The organism is Phreatobacter oligotrophus (assembly GCF_003046185.1).
GTDB classification, from domain to species: domain Bacteria; phylum Pseudomonadota; class Alphaproteobacteria; order Rhizobiales; family Phreatobacteraceae; genus Phreatobacter; species Phreatobacter oligotrophus.
Genome location: NZ_PZZL01000002.1, coordinates 328,987 through 354,801, shown reverse-complemented (window position 1 = coordinate 354,801; position 25,815 = coordinate 328,987). Strand labels below are relative to the sequence as shown.

Annotated in this window: 27 protein-coding genes; 7 read left to right on the top strand and 20 right to left on the bottom strand. The window is 67.5% G+C overall.

The window, feature by feature from the left end; all coding sequences use genetic code 11:
• Positions 1-7 precede the first annotated feature (7 nt).
• Together C8P69_RS05650 and C8P69_RS05645 are read left to right on the top strand one after the other, a co-directional pair.
• Complete coding sequence (locus C8P69_RS05650) at positions 8-1,603, top strand: ABC transporter substrate-binding protein (RefSeq protein ID WP_108174884.1); 1,596 nt, start codon at positions 8-10, stop codon at positions 1,601-1,603.
• Positions 1,604-1,690: 87 nt separating this feature from the next.
• Entirely contained in the window at positions 1,691-3,142 is a 1,452-nt protein-coding gene (locus C8P69_RS05645) for an amidohydrolase family protein (protein ID WP_108174883.1), read from the top strand.
• Positions 3,143-3,329: 187 nt separating this feature from the next.
• Here the strand turns inward: C8P69_RS05645 and C8P69_RS05640 are convergent, their stop codons facing one another.
• Complete coding sequence (locus tag C8P69_RS05640) at positions 3,330-4,460, bottom strand: 5-methyltetrahydropteroyltriglutamate--homocysteine S-methyltransferase (protein ID WP_245901881.1); 1,131 nt, start codon at positions 4,458-4,460, stop codon at positions 3,330-3,332.
• A 261-nt stretch (positions 4,461-4,721) separates the two neighbouring features.
• Between C8P69_RS05640 and C8P69_RS05635 the strand changes: the two genes are divergently transcribed.
• The 4 genes from C8P69_RS05635 to C8P69_RS05620 all read left to right on the top strand — a co-directional run bounded on the left by C8P69_RS05635 (position 4,722) and on the right by C8P69_RS05620 (position 8,399).
• Positions 4,722-5,690 (top strand): ring-cleaving dioxygenase, encoded by a 969-nt coding sequence (locus tag C8P69_RS05635; RefSeq protein ID WP_108174882.1) that lies wholly within the window; start codon positions 4,722-4,724, stop codon positions 5,688-5,690.
• Between the two features lie 68 nt (positions 5,691-5,758).
• The gene (locus tag C8P69_RS05630; RefSeq protein WP_108174881.1) at positions 5,759-6,115 is read left to right on the top strand and encodes a hypothetical protein; all 357 of its coding nucleotides are present in this window, start codon (positions 5,759-5,761) and stop codon (positions 6,113-6,115) included.
• Between the two features lie 141 nt (positions 6,116-6,256).
• Positions 6,257-6,997, top strand: a complete 741-nt coding sequence (locus C8P69_RS05625) for a metallophosphoesterase family protein (RefSeq protein ID WP_108174880.1) — start codon at positions 6,257-6,259, stop codon at positions 6,995-6,997.
• Between the two features lie 7 nt (positions 6,998-7,004).
• Positions 7,005-8,399, top strand: coding sequence for a bifunctional serine/threonine-protein kinase/universal stress protein (locus C8P69_RS05620; protein ID WP_108174879.1), 1,395 nt, complete (start codon positions 7,005-7,007; stop codon positions 8,397-8,399).
• On the opposite strand, the gene C8P69_RS05615 is transcribed toward C8P69_RS05620, so the two are convergent.
• Positions 8,396-9,109, bottom strand: coding sequence for an NUDIX hydrolase (locus C8P69_RS05615; protein WP_108174878.1), 714 nt, complete (start codon positions 9,107-9,109; stop codon positions 8,396-8,398). The genes C8P69_RS05620 and C8P69_RS05615 overlap by 4 nt on opposite strands.
• 180 nt (positions 9,110-9,289) lie before the next feature.
• Between C8P69_RS05615 and C8P69_RS05610 the strand changes: the two genes are divergently transcribed.
• Positions 9,290-9,556 carry a glycine zipper domain-containing protein gene (locus C8P69_RS05610; RefSeq protein WP_211353806.1) on the top strand — a complete coding sequence of 89 codons (267 nt, stop codon included), beginning with the start codon at positions 9,290-9,292 and terminating at the stop codon, positions 9,554-9,556.
• A 64-nt stretch (positions 9,557-9,620) separates the two neighbouring features.
• Here C8P69_RS05610 and C8P69_RS05605 read toward each other — a convergent pair whose 3' ends face one another.
• The 18 genes from C8P69_RS05605 to C8P69_RS05525 all read right to left on the bottom strand — a co-directional run bounded on the left by C8P69_RS05605 (position 9,621) and on the right by C8P69_RS05525 (position 25,540).
• Complete coding sequence (locus C8P69_RS05605) at positions 9,621-10,535, bottom strand: PhzF family phenazine biosynthesis protein (protein WP_108174877.1); 915 nt, start codon at positions 10,533-10,535, stop codon at positions 9,621-9,623.
• Positions 10,536-10,543: 8 nt separating this feature from the next.
• Complete coding sequence (pdxY, locus tag C8P69_RS05600) at positions 10,544-11,395, bottom strand: pyridoxal kinase PdxY (RefSeq protein ID WP_108174876.1); 852 nt, start codon at positions 11,393-11,395, stop codon at positions 10,544-10,546.
• 97 nt (positions 11,396-11,492) lie between these two features.
• Positions 11,493-11,942, bottom strand: coding sequence for a nuclear transport factor 2 family protein (locus C8P69_RS05595; protein WP_108174875.1), 450 nt, complete (start codon positions 11,940-11,942; stop codon positions 11,493-11,495).
• A gap of 4 nt (positions 11,943-11,946) precedes the next feature.
• Positions 11,947-12,381 (bottom strand): nuclear transport factor 2 family protein, encoded by a 435-nt coding sequence (locus tag C8P69_RS05590; protein ID WP_108174874.1) that lies wholly within the window; start codon positions 12,379-12,381, stop codon positions 11,947-11,949.
• A 409-nt stretch (positions 12,382-12,790) separates the two neighbouring features.
• The gene (gene ilvC / locus C8P69_RS05585) at positions 12,791-13,810 is read right to left on the bottom strand and encodes a ketol-acid reductoisomerase (protein ID WP_108174873.1); all 1,020 of its coding nucleotides are present in this window, start codon (positions 13,808-13,810) and stop codon (positions 12,791-12,793) included.
• Between the two features lie 40 nt (positions 13,811-13,850).
• Complete coding sequence (locus C8P69_RS05580; RefSeq protein ID WP_108174872.1) at positions 13,851-14,525, bottom strand: TetR/AcrR family transcriptional regulator; 675 nt, start codon at positions 14,523-14,525, stop codon at positions 13,851-13,853.
• 141 nt (positions 14,526-14,666) lie between these two features.
• On the bottom strand, positions 14,667-15,035 hold the full coding sequence (locus C8P69_RS05575) for a type II toxin-antitoxin system PemK/MazF family toxin (protein ID WP_108174871.1): 369 nt from the start codon (positions 15,033-15,035) through the stop codon (positions 14,667-14,669).
• Positions 15,022-15,294 carry an AbrB/MazE/SpoVT family DNA-binding domain-containing protein gene (locus C8P69_RS05570; protein ID WP_170118131.1) on the bottom strand — a complete coding sequence of 91 codons (273 nt, stop codon included), beginning with the start codon at positions 15,292-15,294 and terminating at the stop codon, positions 15,022-15,024. Before C8P69_RS05570 ends, C8P69_RS05575 begins: the two co-directional genes overlap by 14 nt.
• Before the next feature lie 97 nt (positions 15,295-15,391).
• Positions 15,392-16,129 carry a pyridoxine 5'-phosphate synthase gene (locus tag C8P69_RS05565; RefSeq protein ID WP_108174869.1) on the bottom strand — a complete coding sequence of 246 codons (738 nt, stop codon included), beginning with the start codon at positions 16,127-16,129 and terminating at the stop codon, positions 15,392-15,394.
• Between the two features lie 102 nt (positions 16,130-16,231).
• Entirely contained in the window at positions 16,232-16,810 is a 579-nt protein-coding gene (gene ilvN, locus C8P69_RS05560; RefSeq protein WP_108174868.1) for an acetolactate synthase small subunit, read from the bottom strand.
• Positions 16,811-16,831: 21 nt separating this feature from the next.
• A complete protein-coding gene (locus C8P69_RS05555; RefSeq protein WP_108174867.1) occupies positions 16,832-17,224 on the bottom strand; it encodes a type II toxin-antitoxin system VapC family toxin in 393 nt (130 codons plus the stop codon).
• Between the two features lie 2 nt (positions 17,225-17,226).
• Positions 17,227-17,508, bottom strand: a complete 282-nt coding sequence (locus C8P69_RS05550) for an AbrB/MazE/SpoVT family DNA-binding domain-containing protein (RefSeq protein WP_170118130.1) — start codon at positions 17,506-17,508, stop codon at positions 17,227-17,229.
• A 65-nt stretch (positions 17,509-17,573) separates the two neighbouring features.
• A complete protein-coding gene (locus C8P69_RS05545) occupies positions 17,574-19,334 on the bottom strand; it encodes an acetolactate synthase 3 large subunit (RefSeq protein WP_108174865.1) in 1,761 nt (586 codons plus the stop codon).
• Between the two features lie 276 nt (positions 19,335-19,610).
• Entirely contained in the window at positions 19,611-21,227 is a 1,617-nt protein-coding gene (locus tag C8P69_RS23450) for an RNA-directed DNA polymerase (RefSeq protein WP_146167291.1), read from the bottom strand.
• Between the two features lie 251 nt (positions 21,228-21,478).
• Positions 21,479-21,991, bottom strand: coding sequence for an RES family NAD+ phosphorylase (locus C8P69_RS05540; RefSeq protein WP_108174864.1), 513 nt, complete (start codon positions 21,989-21,991; stop codon positions 21,479-21,481).
• A 285-nt stretch (positions 21,992-22,276) separates the two neighbouring features.
• Positions 22,277-22,663 (bottom strand): antitoxin Xre/MbcA/ParS toxin-binding domain-containing protein, encoded by a 387-nt coding sequence (locus tag C8P69_RS05535; RefSeq protein WP_425440745.1) that lies wholly within the window; start codon positions 22,661-22,663, stop codon positions 22,277-22,279.
• A gap of 315 nt (positions 22,664-22,978) precedes the next feature.
• Entirely contained in the window at positions 22,979-23,668 is a 690-nt protein-coding gene (locus C8P69_RS05530) for an alpha/beta fold hydrolase (RefSeq protein WP_108174862.1), read from the bottom strand.
• 513 nt (positions 23,669-24,181) lie between these two features.
• A complete protein-coding gene (locus C8P69_RS05525) occupies positions 24,182-25,540 on the bottom strand; it encodes a hypothetical protein (protein ID WP_146167290.1) in 1,359 nt (452 codons plus the stop codon).
• Between the last annotated feature and the right edge of the window lie 275 nt (positions 25,541-25,815).

The following is a 25,815-nucleotide window of genomic DNA, read 5'->3' as shown; positions in this document are numbered from 1 at the left end:
CAGGGACATGAGTGTCAAACGATTGATCTGGGCGGCGACCGCCCTTGCCGGCGGCCTCGCCTTCACGGCGCCGGCCATGGCCCAGGCGCAGAACAGCCTCACCATCGTCCGTGAGGTCGATTCCGACCGCTACGACCCGCACCGCTCGACGGCCCGCGCCGCTTCCGAGGTGCTGTTCATGCTGGCGGATACGCTGGTCTCCCTCGACCACGACATGACCTCCATCAAGCCGGGCATCGCCGAGAGCTGGACCGTCTCGCCCGATGGCAAGGTCTACACCTTCAAGCTCCGCCAGGACGTGAAGTTCTGCGACGGCAAGGCGATGACCGCCGAGGACGTCGTCTATTCGATCAAGCGCTGGATCGACCCGGCCACCCGCTCGCCCGTCGCATGGCGCGCCGGCCCCGTCGAGGACATCGTCGCCAAGGACGCCTACACCGTCGAGTATCGCCTGAAGGCACCCTTCTCGGAGCTGCTCTACCAGCTCACCCAGAGCTTCGCCGTCGTCATCGACAAGGCGAATGTCGATGCGCTCGGCGCCGATTTCGGCGTCCGCGGCTTCAACGGCACCGGCCCCTATTGCTGGGTCGACTGGCGCCCGCGCAACGACATGCGCATCCGCCGCCATGACGCCTATCGCTGGGGCCCGCCGATCTACGAGAACCGCGGCCCGGCCCATATCCAGGAGATCGTCTGGCGCATCGTGCCGGAGGAGAACACCCGCCTTGCCGCCGTGCTGACCGGCCAGAGCCAGGCCACCCAGTACGTGCCCTATTCCGGCATGGCGCAGATCCGCGCCAACCGGAACCTGCGCATCGTCGAGAACCAGGCGGCGTTCTGGACCTATTTCATCGGCTTCAAGGTGGACAAGGCCGGCGTCGACGAGGAGGCGGTGCGCCGCGCCATCGTCATGGCGGTGGACCAGGAGGCGATCTCCCGCGACATCAATTTCGGTGAGACCGAGCCCGCCTATTCCTACATCCACCAGGCGGCCACCGACTGGAACAAGGCCATCGACCAGCGCCTGATCCGCACCAACGTCACCGAGGCCAACCGCATCCTCGATGCGGCCGGCTGGGTGCGCGGGGCCGACGGCTTCCGCTCCAAGAACGGCGTGCGCCTCTCGCCGCTGGCCTATGGCTTCACCGGCTCGACCTGGCAGAAGCTGATGGAGACGGTGCAGGGCGACCTGCGCAAGATCGGCGTCGACCTGCGCATCCAGCTCTTCGACGCCACCGTCGCCTGGGGCAAGCTCGCCACCCAGGAGTTCGACATGTTCGGCATGTCGTTCCCCTACATCACCGCCGGTGACGCGCTGAACCTCTACTTCCGCTCGACCAACGCCCCGACCCCGAACCGCATGAACTGGAAGAATGCGGACACCGACCGCTGGCTGCAGACCGGCATGACGGCGGTCTCGGATGCCGAGCGCGCCCAGAACTACGGGCAGGTGCTGGAGCAGGTCCACGAGGCTGCGGTCTGGATCCCGCTCTACCACGAGCCGATGAAGGTGGCGGCGACCTCGCGCCTGGCTCCCTTCAAGGCGCACAACATCTACGGCTGCGGCTTCTACAAGGGCCTCGACCTGCGCTTCACGCGCTGACCTGAACCACCGGCCGGGCGCCCTCGAGGTGCCCGGCCGTTTCCCTGACTGCCGTCCAACCAAAAGACGCCGCGAGAGAACGCCCCGATGCCCGTCACGCTGATCAAGAACGCCTCCTGGGTCGTCGCCTTCGACGGCCGCAAGCACACCTACATGCAGGGCGCGGACGTCGCCTTCGAGGACGACAAGATCATCCACGTGGGCCCGGGCTTCACCGGCAAGGCCGCCACCACCATCGACGGCTCCGGCATGCTGGTCATGCCCGGCCTCGTCAACGTCCATTCCCACCCCTCGTCCGAGCCCATGGCCAAGGGCTGGAACGACGAGCTCGGCTCGCCGAAGCTCTACCAGTCGGCGCTCTACGAGTTCATGCCGCTGTTCCGCGCCGATGCGGGCGGCGCGCCGAATCCGGCGGACATTCCGGCCTCCGCCACCGTCGCCTATTCCGAGCTGCTGCTCTCCGGCGTCACCACGCTGGTCGACATGTCGGTCGCCTGGGACGGCTGGCTCGACACTTTCGCGGCCTCAGGCCTGCGCGGCGTGCTCTCGCCCATGTACCGCTCCGCCCGCTGGTTCACCAAGAACGGCCACGTCGTCGAATATGAATGGGCCAAGGACGAGGGCATGGGCGCCATGGAGGCGGCGATGGCCGTGCTCGATGCCGCCGCCAAGCACCCGTCGGGGCGCATGTCCGGCATGGTCTCGCCGAGCCAGATCGACACCTGCACCCCCGGCCTCATCAAGGCGAGCTTCGCCGAGGCCAAGAAGCGCAAGCTGCCCTTCCAGATCCACGCGGCACAGTCGGTGGTGGAGTTCCACGAGATCACCCGCCGCCATGGCATGACGCCGGTGGAATGGCTCGGCTCGCTCGGCGTGCTCTCCGACCGCTCGCTCATCGGCCACGGCATCTTCCTCGACCACCACACCTCCGTGCACTGGCCGCGCCGCGACGACCTCCAAGACCTCGTCGATACCGGCACGACGGTCGCCCATTGCCCGACCGTGTTCCAGCGCCGCGGCATCACCCTGCAGAGTTTCGGCGAATATGTCCGCCGCGGCGTCAACATGGCCATCGGCACCGACACCTATCCGCACAACATGATCGAGGAGATGCGCCACGTCGCCATCATGTCGCGCGTGGTGGCCGAGGACGTCTATGACGTCCGCTCGGTCGACGTGTTCAACGCTGCGACCCTCGGCGGCGCCAAGGCGCTCGGCCGCAAGGATATCGGCCGCCTCGCCGTCGGCGCCAAGGCCGACATCGTGCTGGTGGACGCGAGCCACCCCTCCATGAAGCCGCTGCGCGATCCCGTCCGCTCGATGATCTACTCGGCCGGCGAGCGCCCCATCCGCACGGTCTTCGTCGACGGCAAGAAGGTGGTGGATGGCGGCAAGGTGCTGACCATGGACCTCGCCGCGGCCTCCGAGAAGCTCGAGGCGGCCCAGCGCCGCGCCGAGGCGGGCGTCAAGAAGCTCGACTGGGCGAAGCGCGACCACATGAAGATCTCGCCGCTGATGTTCCCGCCAGCCAAGGGGTGAGGCGGGGTGCCCTTCGAGGCATGCCCCACCCTCACCCTCCCCTCTGGCGAGGGGAGGGGGACCACCGCGTCCCGCTTCGTCTTATGCGTTGTGCCTGGCCCAACCGTCCCGACCAGCGCGCGACATCATAGTCCCCCTCCCCTCGCCAGAGGGGAGGGTGAGGGTGGGGCCTTTTAGCCCCCCTCCCTCAGCCCCAGACCTCGCGCGAGATCTCGACGATGAGCTCGAGCTTCCGCCACTGCTCGTCCTCCGCCAGCGTGTTGCCCTCTTCCGTCGAGGCGAAGCCGCACTGGGGCGACAGGCAGAGCTGCTCGATGGGCGCGTATTTCGCCGCCTCGTCGATTCTGCGCTTGATGTCGTCCTTCTTCTCCAGCACGCCGGTCTTGGAGGTGACGAGGCCGAGCACCACCGCCTTGCCCTTGGGCAGGAAGCGCAGCGGCTCGAAGCCGCCGGCGCGCTCGGTGTCCCATTCCATGAAATAGGCATCCACCGGCATGGCGTTGAACAGGAGCTCGGCGATCGGCTCGTAGCCGCCCGAGGCGACGAAGGTGGAGCGGAAATTGCCGCGGCACAGGTGCATGGAGATGGTCAGGTCCTTCGGCCGCCCGCCGATGGCGGCGGTCACCATCTCGGCGTAGATCTCGCCCTGCTTCTCCGGATCGTCGCCGCGCTCGGCCAGCATCCGCTTCTGCTCGGGATCGCAGAGATAGGCGAAGGAGACGTCGTCCAGCTGCAGGTAGCGGCAGCCGGCGTCGTAGAAGGCATGGACGGCCTTGCGATAGGCCTGGCCGAGATCGTCGTAATACTCGGCCATGTCGGGATAGAGGCCCATGTTGATGAGCTTCCGGCCACCCCGGTAGTGCAGCATGGAGGGCGAGGGGATGGTCATCTTCGCGGTGCGCGCGGTGTTCGCCTTCACGAACTTGAAGTGCTCTATGAAGGGATGGGTCGAGAAGCCGATCTTGCCGGTGACGCGCGGCGCCTCGGCCTTGGTCTGCACGCCGGCGAACTGGATGCCCTGGTCGAGCTCCACCCGGGTCACGCCGTCGAGCTGCCAGAGGAAGTCGTAGTGCCACCAGGAGCGGCGATATTCGCCGTCGGTGATGCCCTGAAGGCCCACCGCCTCCTGCTTGGCGATGAGCTTCTTGATCTCGGCATCCTCGACCGTGCGCAGGCCGAGGGCGTCGAGCTTGCCGGCCGCATGGGCGGCGCGCGCCTCCTTCAGCGCCTGCGAGCGCAGGAGCGAGCCGACCTGGTCGGCGCGGAACGGGCCGGCCTTGCCGGCGAGGACGGGGGCGGTGGAGGTCATGGTGCTCATCGGTCGTCGCCCTCATGCGGCCGGCGCGCTTGCGGCGCCTGGCCCTGCCTCGCGCGCCATGGCGGAGGTCGTCTGGCCACAACCTTAAGGCGGGACGCCGACGAGGACCAGATGGTCCGGCGAGCGCCTGTCACGGGCAAAGCTGCAAGCCGGGCTTGCGGCGGTCCGGCGCCTGCGGCCCTTGCCCCGTCGCCCCGACAAGCCGATGTCTAGGCCCACGACGCGTGGCCTCCGCCGCGCTCTCTCCATGAGGCCCCCGCCATGAGCAATGCCGACGCCCCGATTCCGGCCCTGACCGGCATCCACCATCTCACCGCCGTCTCGGCCGATGCGCCGGGCAACCACGCCTTCTACACGAAGGTGCTGGGCATGCGCCTGGTGAAGCGCACGGTGAACCAGGACGACACCTCCGCCTATCACCTCTTCTACGGCGACGGCGTCGCCAGCCCCGGCTCGGATATCACCTTCTTCGAGTGGCCCGTGCCGCGCGAGCGCCGCGGCACCCATTCCATCATCCGCACCGCGCTGCGCGTCACGGGTGAGGCGACGATCCGCTGGTGGGAGGCCCGCTTCAAGGAGCAGGGCGTGACCCACACCCCCCCCGCCATCCGCGATGGCCGCCTCACCCTCGATTTCGAGGATCCGGAAGGCCAGCGCCTCGCCCTCATCAATGACGGCGGCGCCGGCGACGGCGCCATCTGGGAGCAGAGCCCGGTCCCGGCCGAGCACCAGATCCGCGGCCTCGGGCCCATCACCGCCAGCGTGCCGAACCTCGAACCGACCGACCTCGTGCTGACCTACGTGCTCGGCATGCGCAAGGAGCGCGAATACACCCTGCCCAGCGCCGTGACCGTCCATGTCTACGCCATGGGCGCGGGGGGCGTCGCCGCCGAGTACCACGTCGCCGTCGAGCCGCACCTGCCGCCCGCCCGCCAGGGCGCCGGCTCCGTGCATCACGTCGCCTTCCGCACGCCCGACGAGACCCAGTACAAGGGCTGGATCGAGCGGCTGAACGGCCTGCGCATCCCGAGCTCGGGGGCGGTGGACCGCTACTATTTCCGCAGCCTCTATTTCCGCGAGCCGAACGGCATCCTCTTCGAGATCGCCACCGACGGCCCCGGCTTCGATGTCGACGAGCCGCTCGCCACGATCGGCGAGAAGCTCGCGCTGCCGCCCTTCCTCGAGCCGCAGCGCGCGGCCATCGAGCGCGGCCTCAAGCCGCTGTCCTGAGGCGATTGTCGGGTGACGACGGCGCCGCCTAGAGTGGCGCCGTCGATTCGCCTGACCCGGGGCTCGCCATGACCGTTGCCACCCTCCGCGCCGCCTTCGCGGGCCTTGCCGTGCTGGGCCTCGCCGCCTGCCAGTCCACGTCGAGCGAGCCGCCGGCGCCGCAGCCGGTCGCCGCCGCCCAGCAGCCGTCCTACGTGACGCGGCCGGACTTCCGCCTGCCCGAGGGGGCGGGCTGCACCGGCGAGCTCGCCCGCTTCCGCGCGGTGATGGACAACGACCTCGCCACCGGCCACGTCAACCGCGAGGTCCATGGCCGCGTGATGGCCGACCTCCGCGGCCCCGAGGCCGCCTGCGCCGCCGGCCGTGCCGGCGAGGCCAGCGCCGGGCTGAGGGCGGTCAAGCAGCGCTACGGCTATCCGTCCTGATCACCAAAAGGCGGCCTTGCCGCCGTCTTTGCTCAAGACCAAGGCGGCTCCGCCGCCGTCTTGCCTTAAGCGAAAGGCGGCCTTGCCCCCGCCGTCGCAAAGGCGAACCATGAGGCCACGGGCCGTGCCCGGGAGGCCCTGATGCGCATCGCGCTCATCTCCGACATCCACGGCAACCTCGAGGCCCTCGCGGCCGTGCTGACCCATGCCATGCGGCAGCGGGTGGACCGCATCGCCGTGCTCGGCGACATCGTCGGTTATGGCGCCGATCCCCGCGCCTGCACCGAGGCGGTCATGCGGCTGGCGGAGGAGGGCGCCATCGTCCTCAAGGGCAACCATGACGAGGCCGTCGAGCGCGCCGATCCCGACATGAATGCCGACGCCCTCGCGGCCATCACCTGGACGCGCGGCGTGCTCTCCGCCGATCACCGCGCCTTCCTCGCCGGCCTGCCGCTCACCGCTCGCCTGAACGATCTCCTCCTCGTCCACGCCTCGGCCCGCCATCCCGGGCAGTGGCCCTATGTGATGACGCCGCGCGATGCCGAGCTCAGCCTCGACGCCACCGATGCCCGGCTCGTCGCCTCCGGCCATACCCATGTGCCGGCGCTGTTCTCGCTGCAGCCGAACCGCACCTGCGTCGCCTTCACGCCGGTGGCCGGCAGTCCCGTGCCGCTCGCCGCCCATCGCCGCTGGCAGATCGTGGTTGGCGCGGTGGGCCAGCCGCGGGATGGCTCGCCGCTCTCCGCCTATGCCGTTCTTGATCTCGCCCAAGGCGTGCTCGAGCCGCATCGTGTTCCCTATGACCATCAGGCCGCCGCCGCGAAGATCCGCGCCGCGGGACTGCCCGATCGGTTGGCGAGCCGGCTCGCCCTCGGGAGGTGATGCCGCCATGCGGCCACCACGCATCCATAACGGCCTCGTCCTCGACGGCTTCACGCTGGTCGTGCCGATCAAGCTCGGCGGCATGGCGCAGATCTGGGAGGTCACCCATCCCGACCATCCCGGCCCGCTGGTCATGAAGATCCCGCTCATCCTCGACGGTGACGATCCCACCATGATCGTCGGCTTCGAGATGGAGCAGATGATCCTGCCGCGGCTCGCGGGCCCGCACGTGCCGCGCTTCGTCGCCGCCGGCGATTTCGCCCACCAGCCCCATGTCGTCATGGAGCGCATCATCGGCCGCTCGCTCTTCGAGCGCATGGGCGAGGCGCCGTTCCCGGCGGCGGAGGTGGCGCGGCTCGGCCTCGCCATCGCCCGCGCCATCGCCGACCTGCACCGCCAGAACGTGCTGCATCTCGACGTGAAGCCGGCCAACATCCTGTTCCGTGCCGATGGCACCGCCGTGCTGGTGGATTACGGCCTTGCCCGCCATCGCCACCTGCCGGATCTGCTCGCCGAGGAGTTCCGCCTGCCCATCGGAACGGCGCCCTACATGGCGCCGGAACAGGTGCTGCGCGCCCGCGACGACCCGCGCTCCGACATCTTCGCGCTGGGCTGCGTGCTCTACGAGATGACCACGGGCCGCCAGCCCTTCGGTGATCCGAAGGGCGCGCGCGGCATGCGCAAGCGCCTGTGGTGGGACCCGCCGCCGCCGCGGGTGCTGCGCCCGGATTGTCCGCCCTGGCTGCAGGAGATCATCCTGCGCTGCCTCGCCGTCGATCCCGCCGACCGCTATCCGACCGCGGCGCAGCTCGCCTATGACCTCGGCCATCCCGACGAGGTGCGGATCACCGCCGCCGCCGGCCGTACGGCGCGCGATGGGCGGCTCACCCGCCTTCGCCGCTGGCTGCGCGCGGCCGGCGCCGAGCGACCCGCCCCGCCGCCGCTGGAGGTGCAGAGGGCGGCCGCCCCCATCATCCTCGTCGCCGTCGACCTGTCGGCGGATTATTGCGCCGTCGCCGATGCCGTCCGCGTCATGGCGGGGCGGATGCTGACGCTGCTGCCGGGCGCCCGGCTCGCCTGCGTCAACGTTCTCAAGCTGAAGCGCCTCGGCATCGACGAGACCACGGATGGCGAGGGCAGGGCGCTGCATGTCGCCCGGCTCGTGCAGCTGCGCGCCTGGGCCGAGCCACTGGGGCTTCCGGCGGAGCGCCTGACCTACCACGTGCTGGAGAGCACCGACCCGGCGGACGCCATCGTCGCCCATGCCCGCGAGAACGGTGTCGACCAGGTCGTCATGGGCGCGCGCGGCCAGTCCAGCACCCGCCGCTATCTCGGCAGCGTCTCGGCGCAGGTGGCGGCCGAGGCGCCCTGCACGGTCACGGTGGTGCGGGCCGCGGCCTAGCGCGCCGCCCCGCCGGCGAGCCACCACTCGGCATAGGCGAGCTGAAAGGCCGGCATCCGCCCGGGCAGGAGATCGGCCGGGCCGCGGACGATGTGGATGTCGGCGAGCTCGGGCTCGTCCTGGCGCGCCAGCGCGTCGAGGATCCGCGCCCGGAGCGCCTCGGCCGGCAGGAGCGAGCGCATCACCTTGATGAAAGCGGTGCGCTTGTCGTCCTCGGTCAGCCAGAATCCGGGCTCGGCGCTGACCTCCTGCGGTGACAGGCCGGTCTCCTCCTCCAGTTCCCGCCGCGCGCTGCCCTCGAGGTCGAGCCGGCCGTCCACCACGTCGGACATGTCGGGCGTCCCGCCGGGGAAATAGATCTTGCCGGCATTGGCGGTGTGGCCGCCCATGACGCCCATCATCAGCGCGCCCTCGGCGCTGGTGAGCCCGGCGAGGGCAAAGCCGTTGCGCGTGTCGCCATCGGCGGCGCCATGGCGCATGTAGTGGAGGAATTGCGAGTAGCGCACCGGCCGGTAGACCGCCTGGAACCGGTCATCCGTGATCGTCCGCTCGGCGATGAGCAGCACCTCGCCGTCGAACAGCGCCGGGGTCGCCGCCTTGGCCTCGGCCCAGGCGGCACGGATCGCCGCCGCCTGCGCTTCCGCATAGGGCCAGGGCCGCGCCGCGATCGTGGCTTCGACATGGCGGATGTGGCGGAACCGGTACGGCATCAAGGCGTTGTCCTCGCGCGGTTGTCTTGCTCGGGATCGCTGCCCCTCGGGGTCCGATACCACCGTGTCATGTCCTCGACGTTGACCCGGCCTTAAGACTGGTACAGCCTCGGCTTGGCAAATCGCACGAGTGTCACCTATGGTCCATACCGGGTCGGGGGCCTTCAGGAGGGAATTGTGATGATGAAGAAACTGGCTCTGGTGGGCGTTGCCGCCCTGATGATCGGCGCCTGCACCCCGCGCGAGGAACGCGCTGCTGCGGGTGGCGCGATCGGCGCTGGCGCCGGCGCGCTGATCGGTGGCCTCGCCACCGGCACGGGCGGTGGTGCGCTTGCCGGCGCGGCCATCGGTGGTGTCGCGGGCGCCGTGATCGGCGCCGAGACCACGCCGCGCCGTCGCTGCTGGGTCAACCGCTACGGCGAGCGCGTCTGCCGCGTCTATCGCTGAGGCGATCCAATCTGAATTCGACATCGACCCGCCGGTTCCGCCGGCGGGTCTTTTCGTTGGTGGCTCAGAGGAACAGCCGGCCTTCGGTGACGATGACCGCGCCGCCGCCAATGGTGATCTGCTCGACCGCGCCGCCAGTCAGCGTCACGCCGAGATGGATGCGGCTCGGCCGCCCCATGGCGAAGCCCTGTTCGATGACGAGCCCGTGCTGGCCGTCGACGAGCCCCTCGAAAGCCGCCAGCACGCCGGAGAACCCGGCCGCCGCCGAACCCGTCGCCGGGTCCTCGGCAATGCCGAGGCCGGGGGCGAACATCCGCGCGTGGAAGCCAGCCGAGGGCTCCACCGTCTCCCGCGTATAGGCGAAGATCGCGGGATGGTCGTCGCCGATGGCGGCGAAGGTCTCAGCGAACCAGCGCGTGTCGACCCGGATGCGGTCCATCGCCTCGCGCGTCTTTACCGGCACGTAGCAGAAGGACACCGGCGCGCCGTAGCGGCTCGGGCGGTGCCGGTCGAAGCCGATGTCGCGCACCTCAAGGCCGAGGACGCCGGCGAGCTGGGCCGGGTCGGGCGCCGGCCCGAGGTCCTTGGGCTTGCGGGGGGCGATGAAGGTCGCGGTGTAGCGCCCATCCGTGTCGCGGCGGACGCGGCAGGGCACGGGTCCTGCCTTCTCGCCGAGGGTGAAGGCGGTCTCCGCCCCCGGCGCGAGGCCGTCGAGCGAGGCGAGCAGCACCGCCGTTCCCACCGTCGGATGGCCGGCAAAGGGCAGTTCCGATCCCGGCGTGAAGATGCGGATGTCGGCGCGGTGGCCGGCCGCCGTCTCCGGCAGGACGAAGACCGTCTCCGACAGGTTGAACTCGCCGGCGATGCGCTGCATGGCCGCCGTGTCGAGGCCGGTCGCGTCATGGACCACGGCCAGCGGATTGCCGGACAGGGTCTCGTGGGTGAAGACGTCCAGCGTGTGGATCGGACGGGCGGGCATGGCGGGCCTCAGGCGATGGCTTCGGGGGTGAAGATGCGGCTCGGGGTCACGAACTCGTCCTGCGCCGCGACCGTGAGGATCTCCCGCGAACCTGCCTCCTCGGTCCGGCGCAGCAGGCCGAAGACCGAGGATGCGGCGCGCGACAGAGCGAAGGCCTCGTCGCCGCTCGCCGCCGCATGGACGAAGAACAGGGCGGCGATGGCATCGCCGGCGCCATTGACCGACACCGAAAGCTTCGGCGTGCGCAGCCGGAAGCGGCCCTTGGGCCCGCAGGCGAGCAGATCGAGGCAATCCGCCGGCGTGTCCTCGGTGACGAGGCTCGTCACCATCACCGTCTTCGGCCCGCGCGCCCTGACCGCCTCGACCGCCGCGATGGCATCGGCCAGCGTCGTGACGGTGCGGCCGGAGAGATATTCGAGCTCGAACTGGTTGGGCGTGATGATGTCCGCCGCCGGCACGGCCTGGTCGCGCATGAACTCCGGGATGCCGGGCCGCACGAAGATGCCGCGGCCGACATCGCCGATGACGGGGTCGCAGCAATAGAGCGCCGCGCCGTTCGCCGCGCGCACCCGGCTCACCGCCTGCAGGATGGCCGTGCCGATGTCGGGCGAGCCCATATAGCCGGAGAGGACGCCGTCGCAGCGGCCGAGCACGCCCCGATCGGCCATACCCTCCACCAGCTCCTCGATCATCGGCCCGTCATAGACGCGGCCCTTCCAGGCGCCGTAGCCCGTGTGATTGGAGAACTGCACGGTGTGGATGGCCCAGACCTCGTGGCCAAGCCGCTGCATCGGGAAGACGGCCGAGGCATTGCCCACATGGCCGTAGGACACCCAGGACTGGATCGACAGGACGTTCATGGCTGCACTCCGTGGCGGGAGCCTAGCGGAGGGGGAGGCGGTCGCACCAATTCCGATCGGTGAACTCAGCCATCAGCCGCGGCGGCGGGGCCTTGCCTCAGGCGATCGGAATGCGCCCGCGCATGATGCCCATGCCACCCGTGTCGTAGAAATGGGTCATCTCGACGATCATGCCGTCCTTGATCCGCAGGTGGTCGAGCACCTGGAAGGAGCCGGTGCGCCCACTGTCGAGGAAACGTACCTCGGCGGTCCAGCGCACCACGACGTGGTCGCCGTCGATCACCACATGGTCGATCGAATAGCCGAGGTAGTCGTTGATCTCGTGCAGCATGTCGATGTGGCGGGCGATGCCCTCGCGCCCCATCCGCATGCCGGAGCCCGGGCTCAGGGCGGGATTGCCGACGATCACCAGGCGGGCGTCGGGGGCGAAATAGCTGACGAATTCCTGGCTGTCGCCGCTGGTGCGGGCGGCATAGAGCGCATCGATGGCCTCGTGAATGGCCTTCTGCCGCTGGCTGCGCAAATGGGCCGTGCGGGTATCCGCCATCGCGTCAGATCCGCCCCGCGAGAACAGCAAGGGATGCGGTATCCATGTACTGGTCGAGTTCGATGATCTCTCCGCTGCGGAACTGTACGAAATCCGCGATGTCGAAATCGCCGATGGCTCCCGTGGTGGTGCTGCGCAGCGTCAGGTGCCGGCGAACGACGGCCACATCCACATCCGCGATGATTTCCACCATGAGCGCATCGACGAACTCATAGCGTTTCACCAGGTCGCGGAATCCCCTCATGATGGCTGGCCGCCCCCGATAGGGCCCGGCTTCGGGCACCAGCCGGCTGTCGGCCTGGATCCGGAACACGCCATCTTCCGCGAAGGCGGCCGCGAACGTGTCAGCATCTCCACGACGGCGCGCCGCGTAGAGCTCGCTCAGCCTTTCCTTGAGAAGGCTGGTTCCCGCGATGACCCGGAGGCTGGGCTGCGCCATGAGCTTTCCGCTGCGACTCCCTTTGCCGGCAACTGATCGGGCCGGAGCCTGCCCATTCGGTAGGCTGGCTGATTCTTACGACAGTTGGCCCGAATGGATCATGAACGAGCGAGACAAGGCAAGGTATCGTCATAGGGGTACCAGCCAAATTCTGCATAAAAAACAGGAGGGCAATGAAATTGCCCTCCCGGAATACCGTTGACGATGCGGATGTCGTTTTGCGGCATGCCGTAGCGCCGGCAATCGCCATCACGTCTTCGACGTGTCGACCAAGGTCTTGATCCCGCAGGACGGGCGCGTGTCGCCCGTCCGTCGTGACGCCGATCTCAGTTCTTCGACTTGTCGACCAGGGCCTTGGCCTTGATCCCGAAGGACGGGCGCGTGTCGCCCGTCCGTCGTGACGTCGATCTCAGTTCTTCGACTTGTCGACGAGCGCCTTGGCCTTGATCCAGGGCATCATGTCACGCAGCTTGGCGCCGACTTCCTCGATCGGATGGGCGGCCATGCGGGCGCGGGTCGCCTTGAACGAGGTCTGGTTGACCTTGTTCTCCAGCATCCAGTCGCGGGTGAACTTGCCGGACTGGATGTCGTTGAGGACGCGCTTCATCTCGGCCTTGGTCTCGGCGGTGATGATGCGCGGGCCGGTCACGTACTCGCCGAACTCCGCGGTGTTGGAGATCGAGTAGTTCATGTTGGCGATGCCGCCCTCGTAGATCAGGTCGACGATGAGCTTCACCTCGTGGAGGCACTCGAAGTAGGCCATCTCCGGCGCGTAGCCGGCTTCGGTCAGGGTCTCGTAGCCGGCCTTGATCAGCTCGACGAGGCCGCCGCAGAGCACCACCTGCTCGCCGAAGAGGTCGGTCTCGCACTCTTCCTTGAAGGTGGTCTCGATGATGCCGGCGCGGCCGCCGCCATTGGCCGAGGCGTAGGAGAGGCCGAGGTCATGGGCGTTGCCGGTTGCGTCCTGGTGGATGGCGATGAGGGTCGGCACGCCGCCGCCGCGCAGGTACTCCGAGCGCACGGTGTGGCCGGGGCCCTTCGGCGCGACCATGAGGACGTCGAGGTCCTTGCGCGGCTCGATGAGGTTGAAGTGGACGTTGAGGCCGTGGGCGAAGAGCAGCGCGGCGCCGTTCTTCATGTTGGCGGCCAGCTCGTCGCGATAGATGTCGGCCTGCAGCTCGTCCGGGGTGAGCATCATCATGACGTCGCTGACCTTGGCGGCCTCGGCCGGGGTCATGACCGTGAAGCCGGCGGCCTCGGCCTTGGCGCGGGTCGGGGAGCCCGCCTTCAGCGCGATGACCACGTCCTTGACGCCGGAATCGCGGAGGTTCTGCGCATGGGCATGGCCCTGGCTGCCATAGCCGACGATGCAGACCTTCTTGCCCTTGATCAGGTTCAGATCGGCGTCGCGATCGTAATAGACACGCATGGGATGTTCCTTCCTTGGGACTTGGGGTTTGCGTGAGGGGTCAGGCGGCCGCCGGCTTTTGGTCCGTGCGGCCGTAGAGGGCGAGAAACTGGTCGGTGGCGATGGCCGCGTCCCGGGCGATCTCGGCCTTGCCGAGCCGGAGCGCATCGCCGAGCAGCAGGCGGATCTGCACGTCGCGGCCGACCAGGCCGAAGAAGGTGCGGAACGCGGCCTCCGTGTCGTCGAAGGCGAGGAGGCCGGCGGCGCGGCCCTCCTCCAGCACCGGCTTCAGCCGGGCGCCGATGGCGAAGCGGCCGTTCTCCAGCACGATCTGGCCTAGATTGCCCTCCTTCGAGGCGGCATCGGTGATGGCCACCCGGTTGAGCGCGATGGAGGTCGGGCTGGAAATGACCGAGAGCCAGGTGGCGGCGAAATCCGTGAGGCTGTCGCGCAGGCTCGAGGCATCGAGCTTCTGGCGGTCATAGCGGCCGGCGCGCACCCGGGAGGCCTGCCACTGGACGGTGGCGGTGAGAAGCCCGTCGCGGTCGCCGAACCACTTGTAGAGCGTTTCCTTCGAGCAGCTCGCCCGCCGCGCGACGGCGGTCATGGTCAGCTGGCCGCCCTCTTCCTGCATCAGCGCCAGAACCGCATCGAGAACCGCCGCCTGGCGGGCGGTCGGCTCGGCCGCGTCAGTGGCGGCCGTCTCGGGAGCGGGGGATTTGGTGGCGGTGACCATGAGACGCGAAGGAGGATCGGATGAGCCGTACCGTACGTTACGGTTCGGTGATCTAGCGCAGCGGGATCATCGGCGCAAGTCGCCTGAGGTCAATGCCTCAAGGTGGGGCGGCTCAGTGGCGCGGGATCCCGCGGTCGCCGGTCATTCGGCACCCTTTGAGCCTGGGCCGATGATTTCAAAAAGCTTGGCCCGGACAGCGGACAGGAGTTCCGGTGAGACACGCCCTGCGAAGCGGAAGCCGCGCGATGCACGATGGAGGCTGCGAACCTGGTCGACCAGGACGGCCCCTTCGATATCGGGCTCATCCACCATGACGATCTTGGTCGGCCATGGCCGCGTGTTGCGCGTGATCGGGCACACGATCACCAGATCGGAGCGCCGATTGTACGCGACATCGGATATGACCAGGGCGGGGCGGGCCCCAGCCTGTTCGCTGCCCTTCATCGGATCGAAATCGACCCAGTAGACATCACCGGCGTGGATCAGCGGACGCCCGTCATCGGCTGTCATCGACGATCTCGTCTCCGCGATCCGGTCCCCAGTCGGCGACCTCCGGCCGCCCGTCCGGACCGAGGCGGTCCATCTCCGCCACCATGTCGGCAAGGCTCATGGAGGGGTAGCGGGGCGCTTTCGGCCGGCGGCTGTTCAGCCCGCCCGGCACCGCGACAATCTCCAGGTCCTCGCCGGGCTTCAGGTCGATGGTCTCGGCCACGGAGCGCGGCACGCGGACGGCAATGCTGTTGCCCCATTGAGCGGATTTGGCGCGCACGGTCAGATCTCCATCGCCAGCCCCGGATATCCGACGGATATCCCAAGCGTCGCGAGGCGTAAACGCGGACGCGGTCAGCGTGCGGGGGTGTCGTCCGTCAGGCGCCGCAGGCCTTGGCGTAGAGCCGGACCGTCTCGGCCATGCCATAGGTCAGCGCATCGGCGGTGAGCGCATGGCCGATCGACACCTCGGCGATGGCCGGGGCCGCGGCGATGAGCTGCGGCAGGTTGGCCAGCGTCAGGTCATGGCCGGCATTGACGCCGAGCCCGGCAGCGCTCGCCGCCTCGGTGGTCGCGACCAGCTTCTTCAGCTCCGCCGCCTGCACGCCCGCATCGGCGGCATGGCCATAGGGGCCGGTATAGAGCTCGATCCGGTCGGTGCCGGTGGCCTTGGCGCCCGACACCAGCGCCGGATCGGCGTCGAGGAAGAGCGAGACGCGGAAGCCGCGGCCCTTGAGCCGCGCCACCACGCCCTTCAGCAGGGCGGCATGGGTGATGACGTCCCAGCCATGGTCCGAGGTCGCCTGCGCCGGATCATCCGGCACCAGCGTCACCTGGTCGGGCTTCGCCTCCTCGCAGAGCGCCAGGAAGCGCTCGTCGGGATAGCCCTCCATGTTGAACTCGGCCTTGGCGAAATCGGCGCGCAGCAGCGCCACGAGGTCGAAGACGTCGTGACGGCGGATGTGCCGCTCGTCGGGCCTGGGATGCACGGTGATGCCCGCCGCCCCCGCCTCGAGCGCGATGCGGGCAAGGCCCGTCACGCTCGGCCAGGGCAGGTTCCGCCGGTTGCGCAGCTGCGCGATGGCGTTGACGTTGACGGACAGATGCGTCGGCATGGCTGGGCTTTCGGGTCGGCTACGAACGACAGGAGTTGGTCTCAGTGGGTCGCATTGGCTTCACGCGAACCGGTTCCCACTTCGCTTGCCAATGCTCCCAGTTCAGCGCCCCTGCGCGCCATCCGGCAAGGCCGCTTCGAGCATGCCTTCCGCGCCGCGGCTCATGGCGGCGATGCCGGTGCGCGACACTTCCACCAGGCCCACCGCGCCCATCAGGCGAATGAAGCGCTCGACCTCCTCGGTCGTCCCGGTCAGCTCGAAGACGAAGGAGTTGAGCGTCGCGTCCAGAGTATGGGCGCCGAAGGCCCCGGCGAGGCGCAGCGCCTCGACGCGGGCATCGCCCTTGCCGCGCACCTTGACGAGGCAGAGCTCGCGCTCCAGCGACTCGCCCTGGACGGTGAGGTCCACCACGCGGTGCACCGGAACGAGGCGGTCGAGCTGGGTCTTGATCTGCTCGATCACCTTCTCGGTGCCGGTGGTGACGATGGTGATGCGCGAGACATGCTTCTCGTGCTCCGTCTCCGAGACCGTGAGGCTCTCGATGTTGTAGCCGCGGCCCGAGAACATGCCGGCGATGCGGGCAAGAACCCCCGGCTCGTTGTCGACGAGCACCGCCAGCGTGTGGCGGCGCTCGGCGTGGATGGCGTCGGAAAGGAAATAGGCGGACTGGGACTGGGTCATGGTGGTGGGTGTCGCAACAGGCTAGGCCAGCGAGACTGGCGTGGGAGTGGCAAGCCGCTGCGCGCGGCGCGCGAGCGGGACGTCGAGGGTGACGAAGCGGCGCGCCGGCGCCGCCGTCGAGAGGTGCAGGGCGTCGGCGAAATCGAGGCCGGCGCGCAGGAGGTTCAGGGCCGCGTGGATCGCCTCGGGCATCGGGGTCTCCACGTCTGGAAGGCCAAGGAAGGCGGTGAGGCTGTCGGCGACGGCCTCACGGTCGAGCCCGTAGCGATCGCGCAGGACCCACTCGGCCTCCAGCAGCACGGTCGTCGGAACCAGGATGGGACCTGACGACAGCACCTTGGCCGCGCGCTGGTACATGGCCTCGTCGTCGCGGATGATGAGGCGGACGAGGATGTTGGTGTCGATCGCGTCCATGGTCAGGAGCCGCTCTCGTCATATTCGCGGCCCCAGCGATCGCGCCTCGCGGCATCGACGGCGGGCTGCCATTCGCTCTCAGGGATAGCGGGGCCGGAGTACCAGCGCCGCCCCATGCCGCCGACCGCTTCCAGCGACGTCCGGGGGAACGGCTGGGCCGCCTCCATGACGATGCGGCGGCCTTCCATCGTCACCTTGAGCTTGGCGCCGGCCTCGATCCCGAGTTCGTCGCGGATGCTCTTGGGGATGATGACCTGCCCCTTGGTGGAAACGGTCGTGTCCATGGCCTCCTCCGGCGGACGGGTAAGACGGCGGTAAGATAGCATCCCGCCGTCGTCCCCGCCACGCCTCACACCAGCTGCTTGCCCTTGGCGTCGATGATGTCGCCGGTGTCGCCCGCGAAGTCCGGGAGGATCATCTCGTTATGCGCCTTGCCCGAGGGGATCATCGGGAAGCAGTTCTCTTCCTTTGCCACCAGGCAGTCGAAGATGACCGGGCCGGGATAGTCGAGCATCTCCATGATGGCGGCGTCGAGCTTCGCCGGATCGTCGCAGCGGATGCCCTTGGCGTGATAGGCCTCGGCAAGCTTCACGAAGTCCGGCAGCGCCGCCGAATAGCTCTCCGAATAGCGCCCGCCATGCAGCAGCTCCTGCCACTGGCGCACCATGCCCATGTACTCGTTGTTGAGGATGAAGATCTTGATGGGCAGGCGATACTGCGCCGCCGTCGACATCTCCTGCATGTTCATCAGCACCGAGGCTTCGCCCGCCACGCAGATGACGAGGTCCTTCGGATGGGCGAGCTGCACGCCGACCGCTGCCGGCAGGCCGTAGCCCATCGTGCCGAGGCCGCCTGAGGTCATCCAGCGGTTCGGCTCGTCGAAATGGAGATACTGCGCCGCCCACATCTGGTGCTGGCCGACCTCCGTGGTGATGAAGCGCTTGCGGTCCTTGGTCAGCGCCTCGAGACGCTCGAGAGCGTATTGCGGCTTGATGATCTCGGACGAGTTCTTGTAGGCGAGCGACTGCCGCGCCCGCCAGCCGTCGATCTGCAGCCACCAGGCCTTGATGGCTGGCTTGTCGACCTGCCCCGCCACGTCCTTCCACAGCCGCACCATGTCCTCGAGCACGTGGGCGCAGTCGCCGACGATACCGATATCGACCTTGACGTTCTTGTTGATGGACGAGGGGTCGATGTCGATGTGGATCTTCTTCGAGCCCGGCGAGAAGGCGTCGATCCGGCCGGTGATGCGGTCGTCGAAGCGGGCGCCGATATTCACCATCAGGTCGCAGCCATGCATGGCGAGGTTGGCCTCGTAGGTGCCGTGCATGCCGAGCATGCCCAGCCACTGCGGGTCATGGGCCGGATAGGCGCCGAGGCCCATCAGGGTGGAGGTGATGGGATAGCCGGTGGCGCGGACGAGCTCGCGCAAGAGCTGGGCTGCATGCGGGCCGGCATTGATGACGCCGCCGCCGGTGTAGAACACGGGGCGCTTGGCCTGCGCGATCATCTCCACCGCCGCCTTGATCTTGGAGAGGTCGCCCTTGATCTGCGGCCGGTAGGTCTTGTGCTGGTTGTCGCGCGGCTTCTCGTACTTGCCGGCCTTGAACTGGATGTCCTTGGGGATGTCGATGACCACCGGGCCCGGACGGCCGTTCTGCGCCACATAGAAGGCCTCGTGCAGGATGCGCGGCAGGTCCTCGATGCTCTTCACGAGATAGTTGTGCTTGGTGCAGTGGCGGGTGATGCCGACCGTGTCCGCCTCCTGGAAGGCGTCCGAGCCGATGAGGTGCGTCGGCACCTGGCCGGTGAAGCAGACCAGCGGGATGGAATCCATCAGCGCGTCGGTGAGGCCGGTGACGGCATTGGTCGCGCCGGGGCCGGAGGTGACCAGCACCACGCCGACCTTGCCGGAGGAGCGGGCATAGCCCTCGGCCGCATGGACCGCGCCCTGCTCGTGGCGGACGAGCACGTGCTTGACGCTGTCCTGCTGGAAGAGCGCGTCATAGATCGGCAGCACGGCGCCGCCGGGATAGCCGAAGAGCGTGGTGACGCCCTGGTCGATCAGGGCCTGCACCACCATTTCGGCACCGGTCATCTCGCGGGACATGGGTCGGTTTCCTTGTCGGTCGTCTTGAAGTCGTGAGCTGCAGCGAGGCGTTAAGGCGGAGGGGTCGTTCAGGGCAACAAAAAAGGCCCCGTGAGGGACCTTGTGTTGAGCGCCACCGTTCGGCCGCCGTGTGAGTGATCACACGTCCGTCGATGGCGCCCCGGATACAATAAGGATGAAACGCACGGCGTGCGGCTCCGCTGGATTGAGGCACGGACCATAGGGGAGGGTGAAGGGGGGTGTCAAGCGCGGGGCATACAAACCGTAGACGGCCTGCTACCCGTAATTTTCAGCTTCACTGTGCATAGCCCAGTTCATTTTGGCCTCTCTCTCGGGCCTTGTGTGGTCAAAGTCAGCCTGCGTAAGTTGCCAGCCCTCGAAGGCCGATACTTCGAACGCACTCGGTCGTGTAATGTAGAATTCGACGTTTTTCTCATTTAGCTTGTTGTAGAGGTCGTCTGGATCGTTCGCGGTGCCCATTTTTCTGAATGATGGGGATCTATCCCAGTTGCGCCTCTCAATCTCGTACAGGGGTAACCAAGCAGACGACAGGAAATCAGTTGGTGCATATCGGTCACGTATTGCCTGTATATCGATATCAAATATACCCTTGTTAAATCCATGAATGAGCATGACGTCAACAAGTTCATTCGATACATCAATGCGGTATCGGCAATGCAATGAGTCGATTTTCGTATCTAGAAAAAGGGCTGTGTACAAAAACCAAAGCAAACTACCTACATCATTGCGTCGTGCTGTCGTTTCAATTCCCCAGTTTATTAGTCGTTTTACTTCTGGTTTCGTTATTGTTTGACGGCATATTCCGAGCAGTACAGGGAATGCCCATCTAGCATGATGCGGAGCGGCAAAAACTAGACGTTGAATGTACTCACGTACTAGATCCCTGTATTTGTTGGCGGCCAGTATCTTTCCGAAGCGTTTAAGGGCGTAGCCTATTACATTAGATTCTGGATTTTCCTTTGATACACTGTAAAGAATATCAAAAAAGTGCTCAACAAACCGCTTGTCGCTTTGACTGCCAAGAATGTCGAAGGCGCGCTGAAAATTTGAGGGCGCGAAATCGAGGCCACTCTTTAGCGAGCGCTTAAAATCATTTAGTCTCAACTCATACTTTGCCAGTGTGCGGACAAAATTTGTCTCTGCGGCCTCGGCTTGACTAAGATCAGAGACTCCGAACTGGTAATCGTCAATATTATGATAAATCTGCTCTGTTATAAGGTTTCCAGCCGAACTAATTATTTCGTAATCTATCCGCGATAAAATAAGTTCTGAGATAATGCGTGATGTGTCTGGACCAATTGGTATTCCAACTGTTTGTTTTTGGTTGCAGTTTCGAACGAGAACGTCGAGTGTGTCGCTCCAATGTGACGATAGATTCTTAGTCTTAAGTTGACTTTTGGCAGTTTCTTTTCCTAGAGCGGCCCAAGGAATCGAGTGAGTGTATATGGATCCGTAAAAACGGTTGATGTCCAAATTTAGTATCATCGGATAAGCACTAGCAAGATGGCTTTGGCTTCTCCGCTTTATGGATATGTTAGATGTTTCTATAGCGCGGCTACTGCCACCTCGTGTAGGGAAATGTGGCTTTGCGCCTGAGCACTGGCTCAACTGATAAATACTGACAATATCGTCCCATGCCGATGCAATGTGGTCGGAGAGCATGTAGAAGTTTATTGGGTTAATCACGCCGAAACTACGCAGGGAGCCTCGGAACGTGGCCCCGTCAAAGAATGTCGTGGAGGCGTAGTAGCCCGGCGGAGCTGAGAGGCTGCCTGCAAGCGCTGAGAAGCGGCGAGTTCGAAATGGTGGAGGCAATTCGACGGGATAGAATCCATAGGCAAGTAACCGAGCGAGACGCGCGTGCGAGGTCATCGAGAGCAGACTCACAGTGTGTTAACCTGCATAATCGAATCCGGATCGACAAAACGCAACGCAGGGTAGTTGCTGAATCAAGATGCTCTTTCTCATTCCCAGCAGCCCCTCCTCATCCCACGCCACGACTTGACCACCGCAGCTTGAAGGGAAGTCGTGGATGCCCGGGCCAAGCCCGGGCATAACGCGGAGGGTCGGGAGGCCGTCCGGTGAGGGGCTCAAAGGCGGTCCCGCGGCTCCGCCGCCCGGCCTCACCCCAACCTTCCCTCTTCATCCCACGGCACCACCCGCTGCTGCTCCCCGCCCCACCGCCACAGCACGAGGTTCCGCATCCCCTCCGTCGCGCCCGTGGCAAAGCTCGGCACCAGCACCCCCGCGGCCCCGGCGGCGATGAGCCGCTGCGCCAGCGTCCAGCTGGGCGGGGTGCGGCCCTCGGCCCGCTCCAGCATCCAGGCGCAGCCGAGGATTGTGAGGTCCGTGCCGGTGGCGGCGCGGCCCGCCTCCGTCGTGAGGTCGAGGATGTCAGCGCAGTCCACGTCGTAGGTCACCACCGTCAGCGGCGGGAAGCGGTGGGCGAAACCGTGGGAGACTTCTGCGAACATGCCCTCGATGGTGAGCGCGAGGTACAGCGCCGCCATGCCCTTCGGGTTGAACCGCCCGCCATGGATCGCCGCGCCCGCGCCGGAGGTCGGCGCGAAGGCCCAGCGCGGGTCATGCGCCCGGTAGGCGAGGCCGCGATAGCGGGTGAGGGGGAGGGGTGTCACGCTGTCACCGGGTCATGCCACCATCGTCCAAAGCCTCACCGGCCTCTCTCCGGACCCACCGCCGTCGCGCCCGGCGAGGCGGCCCAACTGGAAACTCACCCCGTCACCCCCGGCGAGGCCCGAAGCGGGACGCTTCGAGGCCGAGGGAAGGGGGTCCAGAGCGGAAGGCCTCCGCCCGTCGGCCCCTGGATCCCCTTCCCCTCGCTTCGCTCGGCCGGGGATGACGGGTAGAGGTTCGTGAGCCTGTTCGGGCTCCTGCGCCTACCCCGCCCGTGCCTTGCACCCTCAGGCGAAGCCGCCCGTCGCCACATGGTCGAGCCAGTCGCGCACAGCCGCCGCCTTGCCGTCCTTGACGAGGCTTTCCGCCGTCCGCCCGCCGAAGGCCGGCAGCGGCTCGGCGCGATACCAGGCGAGGGCCTGTTTCTCGCCGCCGGCCCAGTCGCTGACCCGCGCCACGATCTCGATCATCTCGGTGGCGCGCCCTTGCGTCTTCGGCGCCTTCGCCCGCGCGGCGCGGTGGAAGGTCTCCGGGCTCACGCCCATCGTGTCGGCAAGCTGCGCCTTCGACACGCCGAAACGGTCGGCCACGCGGTCGATGACGATCAGCCCCTCGGCGTCGAAATAGCCGGCGATGCGGGACGGGCCCCGCCGGACCGGCTCCACGCTCGCCACCGCCTTGGCGGTTCTGGCTTGGTGCGAAGCGGCCTTCTTCGTCCGTGCCGTCATCGGTGTCAGGTCCTCAAGCGGAAAAACCTGACCAAATATATGGCAGCAGCTTTGCTGCCACAAGGAGGCGTGACCTGCCGGGTCTCGCCCTCGGGACCTTCACCCGCCCGCTGCCGCGGGCACCCTCTCCCACGAGGGGAGAGGGTTGGCAGCGTGGCGGTCACGATTCAGCCGAATGGAACCGAGCCATCGGCGCGTCCCTCTCCCCCTGTGGGAGAGGGTGGCGCCGTCAGGCGCCGGGTGAGGGGGCCTGCGACACGCCTACCTCACCCCCTTGACAAAGCCCGCCACCAGCCCCACCACACGCCCGTCATTCCCCGCAAACCCATGGAACCCGCGCGCCTGGCAGGGATCGCCGGCATCGGTGCCGCCGTCGATCCAGGCCACCCGGACCCGCGCCCCGCCCCAGGCCTTGAAGGGCTCGACGGCGGCGGGCGGCGTGACGCGGCAGCCATCCTGCCGGTGATGCACCACCAGCACCGGCGGCAGGGCGGCGGGGGAACCGATCTGGCCACGCACCTGATCGAGGAAGCCCGCCGTGATGACGAGGCCGTTGGGGCGCGCGCCCAGCGCCTCGCCCATCCGGAGCGAGCCGCGGGAGGTGCCGGCCACCGTCACCGGGCGGCCGTAGCGCTGGCGGAGATACGTCACCGCGTAGCCGACCGAGACGCCGGAATCGATGACCAGCGAGGCGACGCCCGCCGCCGCATAGGCCTTGCGGGTGCGCACCAGCTGGTTGCCCTGGAGGCTCGAAAAGCTGCCGTCGGGGCGGATGCCAAGGTAGCCGTTGCCGCCGGGGATGAGGACGATCGCGGCGCGGGGCGCGCGCGGCGCGTTCAAGAGGCCGTAGCCGCCGGAGAGCGCCACCGCCTCGTCGGCGCGGGCGGGGGAGGCGAGGGGGCCGAGGGCCGCGGCGATGAGGGCGAGCACAGCAACGATGACGATCCGCATGCGACCCTCCTGTCAGGACGACGGAAGAATGCCGGAGGTGGAGTGTGGTGTCAAGCAAAAATTCCTAGGATAGGATGATAGAGCTTTCGGCCTCTCGTCGCACTGTTGCGGGAACCATCCCCCGCCACCCCGGCGAGGCCTTCCTGCTGACCCTCGCCCCGTCACCCCCGGCAAGGCCTTCCTGCTGACCCTCGTCCCGTCACCCCCGGCGAGGCCGTAAGGCCGAGGGAAGGGGGTCCAGGGCAGAAGAGCTCGTGCGTCGGCCCCTGGATCCCCTTCCCCTCGCTTCGCTCGGCCGGGGATGACGGTGGGAGGTTCCGGAGCGAGGCCGGGGCGAGGTACAGAGCGGTGCCTCCTCCGGCAACCCACCGCCCTTGCCGCGTCATGCCCGGCCTTGTGCCGGGCATCCACGACTTGACCACCGCAGCTTGAAGAGAAGTCGTGGATGCCCGGGCTAAACCCGGGCATGACGGGTGGTGGTTCCGGCCAGCTTTCGGCGAGGCTCCTCGCCGCCTACCGCCTCGCCTCCCTCGCATGGACCACCGCCACCTCGTCGGCGAAGACCCGCCGCCAGCCGGGCCGCCGGTCGAGATAGGCCACCGCCGGCGTCGACGGTTCCAGCAGCGTCCACTGCACCTGCCCGCCATCGAGGATGGCGTCGAGCCGCGCCACGTCCTTCAGCCCCATGGCCCGTATCGTCTCGACCACGAAGGGTCCGCCATAGAGCTCGGCTCGCCCGTCGATGAAGGTCGGCACGCCGCGGGCGATGAGGAAGCCGCCGAAGGCATAGTCGTTGAGCACCGGGCCGGTGAGCCCGGCCGCCCGCGCCGCGGCCAGCGCCGCCTCCGGCATCCAGCGCGGCGCCGGCGTGAAGTGACGGCCGGCAGCGGCGGTCAACCCGGTCACCGCCACCAGACCGGCAAGGCCGAGGGCCATTGCCGCGGCGAGCCGGGCGCCGGTGGGTCCGGCCGGGACGGGCGCCGGCCGCCGCGCCAGGGCTGGGGCCACCACCAGCGGGGCGATGAAACCGAGCGTCGTGACGTGCCTGAAATGGCTGAGCGCCAGGTGCAGGAGGAGCAGCAGCAGCACCGTGCGAAAGGGCGAGAGCCTGAGGCCCAGCACCAGCGCCAGGCCGAGCCCCGCCAGCAGGAAGGCCTCGAACAGGCCGAAGGAGGAGAAGTCCTGCGGCCGCCATTCCATGATCACCGTCTTGGCGGCGCCGAGGTCGAGCACGCGGAAGGCTGCAACGATCACCTCCGGGCCATAGGGGTGGAGGCAGGCCGCCGCCAGCGCCGCGAGGCCGAAGGCGCCCCATCCCAGGACGAGGCGCAGCCGATCGGCCGGGGCGGCGCGCATCGCCGCCTCGATCACCAGCAGCCCGCCGAAGGCGAGGCCGAAGGTGAAGCTGCCGTGGAGGTTCGACCACCACGCCATCAGCGGCAGGGCGGCAAGGGACGGCACGCGCGCCGCCTCGGCGGCGCGGAACAGCAGCACGAACCACAGGACCATGGCCGGCATCGCCAGCACATGCGGCCGCGCCAGCAGGTGCTGGATGGTGCAGAGCAGGGCAAAGCCTGTCAGCGCCAGCGCCGGCACCAGCGGCAGCCGCGCCAGCAGTTCCCGCGAGAGAAGGGCGATGGCCAGTGCGGCCGCGAGGGCGGTGAGCGCCACCACGCCGAACCAGCCGCCGATGCGGTGGGCCGCCGCGAAGAGCACCTGCGACAGCCATTCCTTGGCGATCCACGGCGCGCCGGCAAAGCTGTGGGAATAGGGATCGGTCTGCGGGAAATGGCCCTCGGCGAGGATGCGCGCGCCGACATGGACGTGCCAGTGGCTATCGGGATCGTCGAGCAGCCGCGTGCCCGTGGCCATGATCAGGGCGTAGATCCCGAGCCCAATGGCCAAGACGAGCCAGGGCCGGGATGTATCAAGGTCCTGCTGATCCTGACGGGTTCGGTCAGTATTGGTAATTAACATAAGACAAATAAGATGATCGGATTCGTTATAGTCACGATGACAGTCAATCTGGGAAAAGAAAAGGGGATGATGATACCTCAAATACAGATCGTTACAGGACAATAGGCGCCGCCGACGATCTATAGTGCGCAGCGGCGCGGCCGACGCGAAAAGGCCCGCCGCGTTGCCGC

Excerpts from the sequence above, each read along its gene's own strand:
- C8P69_RS05530 (WP_108174862.1), bottom strand. The coding sequence starts at position 23,668 with ATGCGGATCGTCATCGTTGCTGTGCTCGCCCTCATCGCCGCGGCCCTC.
- C8P69_RS05590 (WP_108174874.1), bottom strand. The coding sequence starts at position 12,381 with ATGGCGCAGCCCAGCCTCCGGGTCATCGCGGGAACCAGCCTTCTCAAG.
- C8P69_RS05575 (WP_108174871.1), bottom strand. The coding sequence starts at position 15,035 with ATGACAGCCGATGACGGGCGTCCGCTGATCCACGCCGGTGATGTCTAC.
- C8P69_RS05580 (WP_108174872.1), bottom strand. The coding sequence starts at position 14,525 with ATGGTCACCGCCACCAAATCCCCCGCTCCCGAGACGGCCGCCACTGAC.
- C8P69_RS05645 (WP_108174883.1), top strand. The coding sequence starts at position 1,691 with ATGCCCGTCACGCTGATCAAGAACGCCTCCTGGGTCGTCGCCTTCGAC.
- C8P69_RS23450 (WP_146167291.1), bottom strand. The coding sequence starts at position 21,227 with ATGACCTCGCACGCGCGTCTCGCTCGGTTACTTGCCTATGGATTCTAT.
- C8P69_RS05550 (WP_170118130.1), bottom strand. The coding sequence starts at position 17,508 with ATGGACACGACCGTTTCCACCAAGGGGCAGGTCATCATCCCCAAGAGC.
- C8P69_RS05640 (WP_245901881.1), bottom strand. The coding sequence starts at position 4,460 with ATGAGCACCATGACCTCCACCGCCCCCGTCCTCGCCGGCAAGGCCGGC.
- C8P69_RS05615 (WP_108174878.1), bottom strand. The coding sequence starts at position 9,109 with ATGCCGTACCGGTTCCGCCACATCCGCCATGTCGAAGCCACGATCGCG.
- ilvN (WP_108174868.1), bottom strand. The coding sequence starts at position 16,810 with ATGACCCAGTCCCAGTCCGCCTATTTCCTTTCCGACGCCATCCACGCC.
- C8P69_RS05605 (WP_108174877.1), bottom strand. The coding sequence starts at position 10,535 with ATGCCCGCCCGTCCGATCCACACGCTGGACGTCTTCACCCACGAGACC.
- C8P69_RS05625 (WP_108174880.1), top strand. The coding sequence starts at position 6,257 with ATGCGCATCGCGCTCATCTCCGACATCCACGGCAACCTCGAGGCCCTC.
- C8P69_RS05555 (WP_108174867.1), bottom strand. The coding sequence starts at position 17,224 with ATGGACGCGATCGACACCAACATCCTCGTCCGCCTCATCATCCGCGAC.
- C8P69_RS05635 (WP_108174882.1), top strand. The coding sequence starts at position 4,722 with ATGAGCAATGCCGACGCCCCGATTCCGGCCCTGACCGGCATCCACCAT.
- C8P69_RS05545 (WP_108174865.1), bottom strand. The coding sequence starts at position 19,334 with ATGTCCCGCGAGATGACCGGTGCCGAAATGGTGGTGCAGGCCCTGATC.
- C8P69_RS05620 (WP_108174879.1), top strand. The coding sequence starts at position 7,005 with ATGCGGCCACCACGCATCCATAACGGCCTCGTCCTCGACGGCTTCACG.
- C8P69_RS05525 (WP_146167290.1), bottom strand. The coding sequence starts at position 25,540 with ATGGCCACGGGCACGCGGCTGCTCGACGATCCCGATAGCCACTGGCAC.
- C8P69_RS05630 (WP_108174881.1), top strand. The coding sequence starts at position 5,759 with ATGACCGTTGCCACCCTCCGCGCCGCCTTCGCGGGCCTTGCCGTGCTG.
- pdxY (WP_108174876.1), bottom strand. The coding sequence starts at position 11,395 with ATGAACGTCCTGTCGATCCAGTCCTGGGTGTCCTACGGCCATGTGGGC.
- C8P69_RS05595 (WP_108174875.1), bottom strand. The coding sequence starts at position 11,942 with ATGGCGGATACCCGCACGGCCCATTTGCGCAGCCAGCGGCAGAAGGCC.
- C8P69_RS05610 (WP_211353806.1), top strand. The coding sequence starts at position 9,290 with ATGATGAAGAAACTGGCTCTGGTGGGCGTTGCCGCCCTGATGATCGGC.
- ilvC (WP_108174873.1), bottom strand. The coding sequence starts at position 13,810 with ATGCGTGTCTATTACGATCGCGACGCCGATCTGAACCTGATCAAGGGC.
- C8P69_RS05565 (WP_108174869.1), bottom strand. The coding sequence starts at position 16,129 with ATGCCGACGCATCTGTCCGTCAACGTCAACGCCATCGCGCAGCTGCGC.
- C8P69_RS05650 (WP_108174884.1), top strand. The coding sequence starts at position 8 with ATGAGTGTCAAACGATTGATCTGGGCGGCGACCGCCCTTGCCGGCGGC.